We start from the raw sequence: 12,782 nt of genomic DNA on the forward strand, positions 1-12,782 counted from the left end.
GCGTTCATCCACCATCGCCCGGGGCCCATGTAGCCCGGGCGTTCCTGGGGGAGAAGGATGGGTCGTGTCTCCGAATGGCTGCTGGGGCATCGCCGGTCCGCGTGGCTGCTGGCCGCGGGGGCGGCGCTCGCGCTGGGCATCGGCGCGAGCGAGCTGCACCGTCGCTCGCTCGAACACGACGCCCTGCGCAACCTCCACAACGCCGCCCAGCGCGAGGCCCTCGCGCTGCAGGGCCTGACCCTGACGGGCAAGGGCATGGGCGCGATCGTGCTCGCCGGCCAGCTCGACCCGGCGCTGAAGACCACCGCGGCGCTGACCGACGTCGAGCGGGCCCGCCTCACGCGCCCCGCCGCCGACACGCTGGAGGTGCTCGGCAACAGCGTCGGCGCGCAGCAGGCCTTCGTCGTGAACGCGCAGGGCCGCATCATCGCGGGCTGGGACGACGAGGGCACGACGCCGATCGGCCTGGACGTCAACTTCCGCCAGTACTTCCGCCAGGCGATCCGCGGCCAGCCCAACGTCTTCGCCGGCATCAGCGTCAGCACCGGCCAGCGCGTGTTCTGGCTCGCCGCGCCGATCTACCGGCAGCCCGGGCTGGACGGCGAGATCGCCGGCGTCATCGTCGGCCGGGTCTATGCCGACGCGCTGGACCGTTTCCTCGACACCCGCAGCTATGCCGGCGCGTTGCTGATCTCGCCGTCCGGCGTGGTGATCGCCGCCAGCCGGCCGGGCTGGCGCATGAGCCTGCACGGCGCCGCCACGCCGGAGCGCGCCCGGGCGATCACCGCCGCCCGGCAGTTCGGCAAGCTCTTCGAGGATCCGGCGCGCTCGCACAGCCTGCCCTTCCTGCTCGACGCGCCCGTCGTCGAGATCGACGGCGTGCGCCACGCCGCGATCGAGGCCGACGTGGCGTGGAACGATCCGAACGGCCCCTGGCGGCTGGTGCTGCTGGGCGACCTGGACGCGCTGGAGCCCCTCGCGACGCGCGCGGGCATTGCCGCGCTGGTCGCGCTGCTGGCCTTCGGCCTGCTGGCCGCGACCCTGCGCAGCCTGGCGCACGGTGCGTCGCGCGACCGCAAGGAGCTCGAGCTGCAGGCCCAGCACGGCCAGCTGCAGGCCCTGCTGGCCGAACGCGAGCGCGCCCAGGACGCGCTGCAGCGGGCCAAGGAGGATGCCGAGGGCGCCACCCGCGCCAAGTCCGACTTCCTGGCCAACATGAGCCACGAGATCCGCACGCCGATGAACGCGATCATCGGCATGTCCCACCTGGCGCTGCAGACCGGGCTCGATGCGCGCCAGCGCAACTACATCGAGAAGGTGCACCGCTCCGCCGAGAACCTGCTCGGCGTCATCGACGACATCCTGGACTTCAGCCGCATCGAGGCCGGCAAGCTCAGCCTGGAGTGCGTGCCGTTCCGGATGGAGGACGTGCTGGACCACCTGGTCAACCTGATCGGCTTCCGCGTCGAGGACAAGGGCCTGGAGCTGCTGCTGAACCTGCCGCCGGACCTGCCCACGGCGCTGATCGGCGACCCGCTGCGCCTGGGCCAGGTGCTGGTGAACCTGGGCAACAACGCCGCCAAGTTCACCGACCATGGCGAGATCATCGTCGGCATCGAGGCCGTGCCGTTGACGCCGGCCGAACTGGCGCAGGCCGCGCTGGCCGCGTCGATGGCCGGAGCGGTGACCGATCCCTCGGGCGCGGCCTGCGCGCCCGAGGTCGAGCTCCATTTCCAGATCCGCGACAGCGGCATCGGCATGACGCCGGAGCAGCAGGCGCGGCTCTTCCAGAGCTTCAGCCAGGCCGACAGTTCCACCACGCGCAAGTACGGCGGCAGCGGCCTGGGGCTGGCGATCTGCAAGCAGCTGGTGGAGATGATGGGCGGCCGCATCTGGCTGGAATCGACGCCCGGCGCGGGCTCGACCTTCCATTTCACGGCCCGCTTCGTGCTGCAGGCCGAGGGCTCCGACCTGCCCGCGCGCCGTGCGCTGATGGCGCATGAGCTGTCGCGACTGCGCACGCTGGTCGTCGACGACAACCGCGCCGCGCGCGAGATCCTGTCCACGCTGGGCGCGAGTTTCGGGCTGGAGGTCTCCACCGCCGCCGACGGCGCCGAGGCCGTGCGCGACGCCGAACGCGCGCAGGCCGAGGGACGGCCCTACGCGCTGGTGCTGATGGACTGGCAGATGCCGGTGCTCGACGGGCTGGAGGCCGCGCGCCAGCTCGGCGACGGCCGGCTGCAGGTGCCGCCCGCGGTGGTCCTGGTGACCTCGTTCGGCCGCGACGATTCCCTGACCGCGGCGCTGGCCGCCGCCGATCAGCCGCGCCGGCCGGTGCTGCTGACCAAGCCGGTGACCGCGTCGTCGATGCTGGCCGCCATCGGCGAGGCGCTCGGCCACGTCGACCTGCCGGCCCCGGCGGCGCAGCGCCGGCGCGACTCCGCGCGCGAGGCGATGCGTCAGGTCGCCGGCGCCCGCCTGCTCGTGGCCGAGGACAACGAGCTCAACCAGGAACTCGTCACCGCGTTGCTGGAGGATGCGGGGGTCCACGTGACGCTGGCGGGCAACGGGCGCGTCGCGCTCGACCTGCTGGAAGCCTCGCCCGACGGCTTCGACGGCGTGCTGATGGACTGCCAGATGCCGGTGCTGGACGGCTATGCGACCACCCGCGCGCTGCGCGCCGTGCCGCGCTGGGCCGGCCTGCCCGTCGTCGCGATGACGGCCAACGCGATGAGCGGCGACCGCGAGCGCGTCCTGGAGGCCGGCATGAACGACCACATCGCCAAGCCGCTCAACGTCGACCAGCTGTTCGAGATCCTGGCGCGCTGGATCCGGCCGGCGATGCCCGCGGCGGACGTGCCGATGGACACGCGCTCCGGCGCGGGCCGGCGCGTGGACACGCATGGATCGAGCGAGGCGCTCGAACCCGGCCCGCCCGGTGGACGCGAGGCCCGACCCGGGAGCGACGCCGTGCCGGGGAACGACGGCGCCGGCAAGCCGGACGGCCTGCCGCAGATCGCCGGGCTCGATGTGCAGCTCGGCCTGGCGACGGCGGGCGGCCACCTGCCGCTCTACCGCAAGCTGCTGCGCACCTTCCACGACACGCAGACCGGCTTCGCCGCCGATTTCGCCGACGCCACGGCGTCCGGGGACGCGATCACGATGACACGGCTCGCGCACTCGCTGCGCGGCGCGGCGGCCACGCTCGGCGCCCGGCCGCTGGCCGCGGCGGCGGGCGCGCTCGAACAGGCCTGTGCGCAGCGCGCGTCCGCGGCAGAACGCGATCCGCTGCTGGTGCGCACGCAGTCGCTGCTGGCGACGCTGCTGGTGTCGCTCGGCCGGCACCTGGCGCTCGAGGCCATGACGCAGGCGACGCGCTCGGCGCCGTCGTCCGCGTCGCCCGCGTCGTCCGCCACGTCGCGCGCCTATGCGCCCTCCCCGTCCTCGTCATCGCCGCCGTCATCGCCGCCTGTGCTCGACGACGCGTCCAGCGAGCGCCTCGAGGCGCTGCTCGCGCGGCTGTCCGCGCTGCTGCAGGACAGCGATTCCGCGGCCACCGACGCGGCGCAGGAACTGAACGCGCTGCTCGACCGCCTGCCGCTTCCGACGGCCCGGGCCCGCCGGCTGCGCCGCGCGGCGGACTCTGCGGCCCGCTTCGACTTCGACGGCGCGCTGGACTGGCTGCAGGACGACGCCCAGGCCGCGACCGACCCGTCCCCCTCGTCCGGGAGGCCCGCATGAACGACGACGCCGACCCCACCGACGGCGCCACCGTGCTGGTCGTCGACGACACGCCGGACAACCTGGCGCTGATGAGCGAGCTGCTGCGCGACCGCTACCGCGTCAAGATCGCCAACCACGGCGAGAAGGCCCTGGCCATCGCGGCCGCCGAGCCGCATCCCGACCTGGTCCTGCTCGACGTCATGATGCCGGGGATCGACGGCCACGAGGTCTGCCGGCGGCTCAAGGCCGATCCGGCGACGCGCGACGTGCCGGTGATCTTCCTGACGGCCAAGTCCGACGTCGCCGACGAGACCCGCGGGCTGTCGCTGGGCGCGGTCGACTACATCACCAAGCCGATCAGCCCGCCGATCGTGATGGCGCGCGTGCGCACGCACCTGCGGTTGAAGGCGAGCGCCGATTTCCTGCGCGACAAGGCGGCCTACCTCGAAGCCGAGGTGGCCCGCCGCAGCGAGGAGCTGGCCGCGATCCAGGACGTCACCATCCTGGCGATGGCCTCGCTGGCCGAGACCCGCGACAGCGACACCGGCAACCACATCCGCCGCACGCAGCATTACGTGCGCGCGCTGGCCGAGGCGCTGCGCGAGCATCCGCGCTGCCGCGAGCTGCGGGCGCCCGGCTTCATCGCCACGCTGTTCAAGTCGGCACCGCTGCACGACATCGGCAAGATCGGCATCCCCGACCGCATCCTGCTCAAGCCCGGCAAGTTCACGCCGGAGGAGTTCGAGGTCATGAAGGCGCATCCGGCGCTGGGGCGCGACGCCATCGAGCAGGCCGAGGCGCAGCTGGGCACCCCGGTGGCCTTCCTGTCGACCGCCAAGGACATCGCCTACTGCCACCAGGAGAAATGGGACGGCTCCGGCTATCCGCAGGGCCTGCGCGGCGAGGCGATCCCGCTGTCCGCGCGCCTGATGGCGCTGGCCGACGTCTACGACGCGCTGATCAGCCGGCGCGTCTACAAGGACGGCATGCCGCACGAGCAGGCGACGGCGATCATCGCCGGGGGCGCGGGCACGCACTTCGATCCGGACGTCGTCGAGGCCTTCCTGCGCATCCAGCCGGAGTTCCAGGCGATCGCGCGGCGCTTCGCCGACGACGACGCGGCCCTCGCGCGCAAGCGCGCCTGGATGGAGACGGTCAGCCCGCCGGACCTCACGCCGCTGGGCGTCGACCGGGGCCGCTGATGCCGCGCCCGGCGGATGCTGGTCGCACCGCGCTCGCCTGGAGCGCGGCGGTCGTGGTCGCGATCGCGGCCGGATGGGGCGTGAGCGCCGCGCAGCGCCTCTACCTCGAGACGGACCAGCATCACGCGCTGCAGTCGGCGGCCGACCGCGAGGGCGTCTCGCTGGTCCAGCGCACGCTGTCGGGACGGGACATGGGGGCCGTCGAGCAGAGCGGCCTCGTCGATCCGCTGATCAAGACGATGACCTTCGAGACCGACCTCGAGCGCGCGAAGCTGGTCCGCCCCGGCGAGGCGCACCTGCGGACCATCGCGCAAACGGTCGGCGGCGACGACGCGTGGGTCCTCAACATGGGCGGGCTGCTCGTGGCGGAATGGGTGCAGCGCGACGCCGAGCGTGCCATCGGCCTCGACCTGTCGTTCCGCGGGTATGTCCAGCAGGCGCTGCGGGGCCGGCCGTCGATCTATCTGGGCCTGAGCCCGCACCTGCGGGAACGGGCGCTCGTCTTCTGCGCGCCGATCTTCTCGGGCCGGGAGTCGACCAGCACCGTCGTCGGCGTGATGGCCGTGCGCAAGCCGGCGGTGATGCTCGACCACAGCCTCGCCTCGCGGGCGCAGGGGGACGTGCTGCTGATCTCGCCGCACGGCGTCGTCTTCGCGGCCAGCCGGCCCGCGTGGATCCTGTCGGTCGTGGGGCCGCTCACCCCGGCGCGCGCCGCGGAGCTGACGGCGACGCGGCGCTTCGCCGATCGCTTCGCCGACCCGGCCCGCGCCCGTGCGCTGCCCTTCGATCCCGTCGACGGCGAGGAGATCGACCTCGACGGCCGGCGTCTGGCCGTCGCCTCGACGCTGATCGACTGGAACGATCCCGACGGCGCCTGGCGCCTCGTGCTGCTGGAAGACCTCTCCGCCGCGCTGGGCGCGCGCAACGCATGGGGCGTCGCGGCCCTGACCGCGGCGCTGGTGCTCGCCGCCTACGCGCTGTGGCGGCGGATGGCCGCGCTCAGCCGGCAGCGGGCGCGCAGCGCCGCCGAGATCGCCGCGCGCGGCGACGAGTTCCGCACCATCATGCGCACCTCCCCGCTGGGCCTGTGCCTGGTCGTCGACGACCGGATCGAGTTCGTGAACCCGGTGCTGACCGAGCAGCTCGGCGTGCGCCTGTCCGAGCGCTGGCCGCACCGCTATGTCGACGACGCGAGCCGGGAACGGGTCGACGCGGTGCTGGAGGAACGGGCCCGCACGCTCGATGTCGAGGTCGGCCTGATCGGCGCCGCCGGCGAGCCCCGCGCCTACGTCATGTCCTCGATGCCCTATGAGTACGAAGGCGACAAGCCCGGCGTGGTGCTGTGGCTGACCGACATCACGCGGCGCCAGGAAGCCGCCTGCGCCGCGCGACGGGCGATGGAGGCCGCCAATGACGCGGCCCGCGCCAAGTCCGGTTTCCTCGCCGGCATGAGCCACGAGATCCGGTCGCCGATGAACGTGATCGTCGGCATGTCCGACCTGGCGCTGCAGACCGGCCTGGACGCGCGCCAGCGCAACTACCTCGAGAAGGTGCACGGCGCCGCGCTCAGCCTGCTCGACCTGATCGACGACATCCTGGACTTCAACAGCATCGAGTCCGGCCGGATCGCGCTGGAGCGGGTGCCGTTCCAGCTCGACCAGGTGCTGGACCGCCTCGTCGACCTGATCGGCCTGCGCGCCGAGGACAAGGGCGTGGAACTGCTGATCCATCGCCCCGCCGCCGTGCCCGACGCGCTGATCGGCGACCCGATGCGGCTCGGCCAGGTGCTGATCAACCTCGGCGCCAACGCCGTGAAGTTCACCGACAGCGGCGAGGTCATCGTCGCCGTCGAGCTCGTGACGGCACCAGGGGCCGGCCGCGAGCGGCAAGGCGGCAAAGGCAAGGTCGGCGGCGCTGACGACAACGACAACGACAACGACAACGGCGATGGCGATGGCGATGGCGTCGACGACAACGAGGAAGACAAGGAAGACGAGATCGAACTGCGCTTCAGCGTCACCGACTCGGGTATCGGCATGACGCCGGAGACGATCTCGCGGCTGTTCCACAGCTTCAACCAGGCGGACACCTCCACGACGCGCCAGTACGGCGGCAGCGGGCTGGGACTGGCGCTGAGCCGTCAGCTGGTCGAGCTGATGGGCGGACGCATCGAGGTGAGTTCACGCCTGGGCGAGGGCTCGACCTTCTCGTTCACGGTGCGCCTGGGTCTGTGCCGGGACGCCCGCGCGGCGGCCACGCCGGCCGCGGCGGCGATGGCCGACCTGTCGCGGCTGCGCGTGCTGGTGGCCGACGACAACCGCGCGGCGCGGGAGATCCTCGGCGCCCTGTGCGCCGGCTTCGGCATGCAGGTGGAGACGGCCGTCAACGGTGCCAACGCTGCGCAGTGCGTGCTGGAGGCCGAGGCCGGCAAGCGCCCCTTCGACCTGGTGCTGATGGACTGGCAGATGCCCATCCTGAACGGCCTCGAGGCGACCCGGCTGATCGCGGACGGCCGGCTCGCGTCGCCGCCGGCGATCCTGCTGGTGACCGCCTTCGGCCGTGATGCGACGCTCGCCGCCGCGCTGGGCGACTCGGACCCGCAGCATCGGCCCCGGCTGCTGAGCAAGCCGGTCACCGCCTCGACGCTGCTGTCGGCCATCGGCGAGGCGACCGGCCGCGCGCTGGCGCCCACCCTCGCCGCCCCCCGGCGCGGCGGTGCGACCCGCGCCGCGATGGCGCGGTTGACCGGGACGCGGGTGCTGGTCGTCGAGGACGATCCGGTCAGCCGCGAACTGAGCGCCGAGCTGCTGCGCGCCGCCGGCCTGGAGGTGGTGCTGGCCCCGGACGGCCAGACCGCGCTCGACCTGCTGGCACGGCCGGAGCCCGGCATCGATGCGGTGCTGATGGATTGCCAGATGTCGAAGATGGACGGTTGCGAGACCACGCGCCGCCTGCGCCGGGACCCGCGCTGGCACGCGCTGCCCGTCATCGCGCTGACGGCGAGCGCGACGCTGGAGGCGCGCGAGCGCATCCTCGCCGCCGGCATGGACGGCTGCCTGAGCAAGCCGCTGAGCGTGGACCGCCTCTTCGAGACGCTGGCGCGCTTCGCGCACGAGCGCAGTCCCGCGCGGACGGCCACCGGCCGGGCCGACGGAGGCTCGGACGGAGGGGCCGACGGAGGGGCGACAGGGCCGACGGTCGACGCGGCGCCGGACGAGGCCCTGGAGGCGCTGCTGTCACGGCTGACCGGGCTGCTGCAGGCCAGCGACGCGGCGGCCGTCGAGATCGGCCACGCGCTGGCGGAGGCGCTCGACCGTCGTCCGCCACCGCCGGCCCGCGCGCAGCTCTTGCGCCGCGTCGCCGCGGCGGCCTCGGGCTTCCGCTTCGAGGAGGCGCTGGCGCTGCTGAGCTGGGACGCCGGCGCCCCGGCCGGAGGGCCGTCGTCATGATCCGCGTGGCCACCCTGCTGTCGCGTCATCCGGCGGCCGCGTGGGCCGGTGCCGCGGCGCTGTCGCTGCTCGCCGGCGCGCTGGTCGCCGAGGAGGGGCGGCGCATCCTCGACGACCGTTTCCGCGCCCGGATGGCGGCCACGATCGACCGGGAGGTCCTGCTGTTCCGCGGCCTCACCAGCGAGAGCAAGGCGATGGGCGCGTTGCGGCTGGCGGGCCGCGTGGATCCCGCCCTGAAGACCGCCGCCCGGCAGACCGATCTCCAGGTCGCGCTGACCATGCGGCCCGCGGCCGGCACGCTGTCCGCGATGAACGACCAGCTTGGCGCCGACGTCACCTTCGTCACCAACGGCGCCGGCGTGATCGTCGGGGAATGGAACCGCGGCCTGCAACGTTCGCCGATGGGCCAGGATCTCAGCCACCGGTCGTATTTCCAGGAGAGCATCGCCGGCCGCACCGCGGTCTCCATGGCCATCAGCCAGGCCACCTCCCGCCGGTCGCTCTATCTCAGCGCCCCGGTGCTGCGCGACACCGACGGCGGCGGCCCCGTCATCGGCATCGTCGCCACGCAGTTCTACGGACCGTCGCTGGACCGCTTCCTGACCGCCCGCGCGGACATGACCTCGCTGATCCTGTCGCCCGAAGGCGTGGTGATGGTGTCGACGCGCCCCGAGTGGTCGCTGATGCTGGTGGGCCAGGCCTCCGCCGAGCGCAGCCGGCGTCTCACCGAGGGACTGCGCTACGGGCGCCAGCTCGAGGATCCGGCCCACGCGCGGGTGCTGCCCTTCGATCCCGGCGCCGTCGCGGACACCGGCGACGTGATGATCGACGGACGTCCGCACGCCCGGGTGTCGCGCGACCTCGGCTGGCCCGACGCCGCCGGCCCCTGGCGGATGGTGATCGTCGCCGATCTCTCGAACGCGCTCAGCGCGCCGGCGCGCGCGGGCCTGGGCCTGCTGTCCGCGCTGCTGTGCTTCGCCGCGCTCGCCGCGCTGCTGCGCAGCCTGACGCTGCGCGCCGCGCGGCACGCACAGAAGACGGCGCTGCGGCGCCAGGGCGAACGCTTCATGGCCCTCATCGAGCACACGCCCGTCGGCATCGGGCTGATCTCGGACGGCGTGGTGAGCATCGCCAATCCGGCGCTGCGGCGGCTGGTCGACGTCGAGATCGGCCAGCCCTGGCCCGACGTCTACGCGGACGACGCCAGCCGCCAGCGCGCACTGGCCCTGCTCGAGAGCAACGGCACCGGCAGCGATGTCGAGCTGCGGGTCGTCGATCCCGGCGGCGCGCGGCATGACTGCCTGGCCGCCTTCCTGCCGGTGGACTTCGGCCGCTCCGGGATGCTGGTCTGGCTGATGGACCTGACCGACCGGCTGGCCGCCGAGCACGAGATCCGCGCGGCGCGCGAGTCCGCCGAGACCACCACCCGCGCCAAGGCCGACTTCTTCGCCAACATGAGCCACGAGCTGCGCACGCCGATGAACGCGATCATCGGCATGTCCGAGCTGGCGCTGCAGACCGAGCTCGACGCGCGCCAGCGCAACTACGTCGACAAGACCTGCCGCGCGGCGGAGACCCTGCTCGGCGTCATCGACGACATCCTCGACTTCAGCCGCATCGAGGCCGGGCGGCTGGCGCTCGAGCACATCCCGTTCTCGCTCGACGAGGTGCTGGCACACCTGGTGCAGGTGATCGGCCTCGGCCTGGAGGAAAAGGGCGTGGAGCTGCTGCTGAGCGTGCCCGCCGGCCTGCCTGCGACGCTGGTGGGCGACCCGTTCCGGCTCGGCCAGGTGCTGGCCCATGTCGGCAAGCACGCGGCGCGGCGCAGCGAGCAGGACGAGGTGGTGGTCGCGGTGACGGCCGTGACGGAGACGCTGGAGGCATCGGGCGCGGCAGGAGCGTCGGGTGCGGAGGACGGCGGCGCCCGCGCCGACGACGGCACGATCCTGCTGCGCTTCAGCGTCCGCGACAGCGGTCCCGCGCTGTCGCCGCCGGCGCTGGCGCGGCTGGGCCGACGGGGATCGCCGGTCGACGCCAAGGCCGACGTCGACGCCAATGCCGACGCCCCGGACCGCGGCGACCTGTCGCTGGCGGTGTGCCGGATGCTGGTGGAGATGATGGGCGGCACGCTGAGCGTGGCGTCGATGCAGGGCTCCGGGCTCACGCTGCATTTCACCGCGCGGCTGGGCGTGGGCCCGCGCGACGAGGCGCCGCCGCCGGCGCTCCGCGGCCGGGTGCTGGTCGTCGACGACAACCGCGTCGCCCGCGAGGTCCTGGCCGCACTGTGCCAGGGCCTGGGCCTGCAGGTGGAACAGGCCGTCGACGGCACGCCCGGACTGCTCGCGGTGCAGGCGGCCGCGCGGGAGCACCGCCCCTTCGACTGGGTGCTGATGGACTGGAAGATGCCCGGGCTGGACGGCGTGGCCGCGGCGGCCCGGCTGCTCGAGGAGACGGCCCCGGTGCCGCGGATCGTCATGGTGACCGCGCGCGGCAACGACGACGGCCTGTACGAGGCGATGGCGGCCCTGCCCTGCGGGCCGCTGCCGGTGCTGGGCAAGCCGGTCACCACCGCCGCCTTGCTGGACGCCCTGGGCGCGCCGGCCGGTACCGGCGCGCCGATCGACCCGCAGGCCCGCCGCGCCGCGGCGCGGGCGGCGATGCAGTCCCTGGCCGGCGCCCGGCTGCTGGTGGTGGAGGACAACCAGGTCAACCAGGAACTCACCGAGGAGCTGCTGACCAAGGCCGGCATCGCCGTGACCCTCGCGGACCACGGCGCGATCGCGCTGACGCTGCTGCAGCAGTCGCCGGACGGCTTCGACGGCGTGCTGATGGACTGCCAGATGCCGGTGATGGACGGCTACGACGCCACGCGTTACCTGCGCCAGGACCCGCGCTGGCGCGATCTGCCCATCATCGCGCTGACCGCCAACGCCACCGGCGCCGATCGCGCGCGCATCCTGGCCACGGGGATGAACGACCACGTGGCCAAGCCGCTGAACGTCGACACGCTGTTCGAGGTGCTGGTCCGCTGGATCCATCCGGCCTACCCCGCGACGGCCCCGGCGGCGGACCCCGGGGACGCCAACGGCGGGGATCCTGCCGGGGACGGGGCGGACGCCTCCACGACCGGCCGGGCCGGGACGGCCGGCCCCTTCGGCCCGCCGGATCGGCGCGTCCGCGGCCGGGCACCGGGCCCGCACTGCCCGTCGTCGACGGCCTGGAGGCGCGCGCCGGGCTGGCCACGGCCGCGAACAACGCCGGGTTGTACCTGCGCCTGCTGCGGATCTTCCTGCATTCCCAGCAGGAGACCGGGGCGCGGCTGGAGCGGGCCGCCGAGGCGGACGACGCGCAGGCGCTGGAGCAGATCGCCCACTCGCTGCGGGGCTCGTCGGCGACCATCGGCGCGCTGCCCCTGAGCGAGGCCGCCGCCGCGCTGGAGAACGCCTGCCGCACGCAGGCGCCGACGGCGCGACGCCGCGAGCTGGCGCAGGGCGTGCACGTCGCGCTGGACCGCCTGCTGCACGCGCTGGGACAGACCTTGTCGGACGGCGCACCGCCGCCGATGCCTGGCCCGCTGCACGATCCGGCGCAGCCGCCGGGCATCCCGGCGCTGGAGGAACGGCTGGCACGCCTGCGCCGCCAGCTGGCCGAGCACGACGGCGCGGCGATGGACACCGCCGAGCAGTTGCGCATGGAGATCGCGCGGGGCCGTCACGGCCTCGACGAACGGCGCGCCGCCGTCCTGCGCGAGGTCCTGGAGGCGGCCGTGCGATTCGACTTCGAGACCGCGCGCCGCGGGCTGGACAACGATGCCGACGGGCGCGGACCGCCGTCCCCGTCGGGCATCCGACCGATGGAGGAACCCTTGCCATGAGCCTCTCGAACGGAGACCCGCGTCCGACGATCCTGATCGTGGACGACTCGCCCGAGGTCCTGTCGCAGCTCTACGAGCTGCTCAAGGAACGGCATCGCGTCAAGGTCGCGACCACCGGCGACCGCGCGCTGCGCATCGCGGCCGAGGCGCCGCGGCCCGACCTCATCCTGCTGGACGTGCTGATGCCCAACATGGACGGTTACGAGCTCTGCCGCTGGCTCAAGGCCGACGCGGCCACGCGCGACATCCCGGTGCTGTTCCTCACCGCGCGATCGGACCCGGCGGACGAGAGCCACGGCCTGTCGCTGGGCGCGGTGGACTACATCACCAAGCCGATCAGCCCGCCCATCCTGCTGGCGCGCGTGCGCACCCACCTGCAGCTCAAGGCCACCGCGGACGTGCTCAGGCAACGCGCCGCTCACCTGGAGGCCGAAATCGCCCGCTGGGCCGGAGGCAACCCCGACTGAGGCGGCCCCGGTTTGGGCGCGCCGCGTCGTTGCAAATCCTCGCCATAGCCCCGCTATGGCTCCGGTT

Annotated in this window: 5 protein-coding genes and 1 pseudogene; all 6 read left to right on the top strand. The window is 73.6% G+C overall.

The annotated features are described in order from the left end of the window. Positions 1–57 precede the first annotated feature (57 nt). On the top strand, positions 58–3,741 hold the full coding sequence (locus ACQ86G_RS26875) for a response regulator (protein WP_431258136.1): 3,684 nt from the start codon (positions 58–60) through the stop codon (positions 3,739–3,741). Further along, the gene (locus ACQ86G_RS26880; protein WP_431258137.1) at positions 3,738–4,925 is read left to right on the top strand and encodes a response regulator; all 1,188 of its coding nucleotides are present in this window, start codon (positions 3,738–3,740) and stop codon (positions 4,923–4,925) included. Before ACQ86G_RS26875 ends, ACQ86G_RS26880 begins: the two co-directional genes overlap by 4 nt. Then, positions 4,925–8,374: a response regulator gene (locus tag ACQ86G_RS26885; RefSeq protein WP_431258138.1), complete on the top strand. Its 3,450-nt coding sequence runs from the start codon at positions 4,925–4,927 to the stop codon at positions 8,372–8,374. Before ACQ86G_RS26880 ends, ACQ86G_RS26885 begins: the two co-directional genes overlap by 1 nt. Continuing rightward, positions 8,371–11,790, top strand: a complete 3,420-nt coding sequence (locus ACQ86G_RS26890) for a response regulator (protein WP_431258139.1) — start codon at positions 8,371–8,373, stop codon at positions 11,788–11,790. Before ACQ86G_RS26885 ends, ACQ86G_RS26890 begins: the two co-directional genes overlap by 4 nt. Then, positions 11,694–12,248 (top strand): Hpt domain-containing protein, encoded by a 555-nt coding sequence (locus ACQ86G_RS26895; RefSeq protein WP_431261506.1) that lies wholly within the window; start codon positions 11,694–11,696, stop codon positions 12,246–12,248. Before ACQ86G_RS26890 ends, ACQ86G_RS26895 begins: the two co-directional genes overlap by 97 nt. Then, positions 12,245–12,688 (top strand): annotated as a pseudogene (locus tag ACQ86G_RS26900) (response regulator); the annotation flags it as partial. The gene ACQ86G_RS26895 and the pseudogene ACQ86G_RS26900, both read left to right, overlap by 4 nt. Positions 12,689–12,782: the final 94 nt, after the last annotated feature.

Origin of the sequence: Roseateles chitinivorans, from assembly GCF_050632145.1 — a bacterium.
Taxonomy (GTDB): Bacteria; Pseudomonadota; Gammaproteobacteria; order Burkholderiales; family Burkholderiaceae_C; genus Roseateles; species Roseateles chitinivorans_B.

Excerpts from the sequence above, each read along its gene's own strand:
- ACQ86G_RS26875 (WP_431258136.1), top strand. The coding sequence starts at position 58 with ATGGGTCGTGTCTCCGAATGGCTGCTGGGGCATCGCCGGTCCGCGTGG.
- ACQ86G_RS26880 (WP_431258137.1), top strand. The coding sequence starts at position 3,738 with ATGAACGACGACGCCGACCCCACCGACGGCGCCACCGTGCTGGTCGTC.
- ACQ86G_RS26890 (WP_431258139.1), top strand. The coding sequence starts at position 8,371 with ATGATCCGCGTGGCCACCCTGCTGTCGCGTCATCCGGCGGCCGCGTGG.
- ACQ86G_RS26885 (WP_431258138.1), top strand. The coding sequence starts at position 4,925 with ATGCCGCGCCCGGCGGATGCTGGTCGCACCGCGCTCGCCTGGAGCGCG.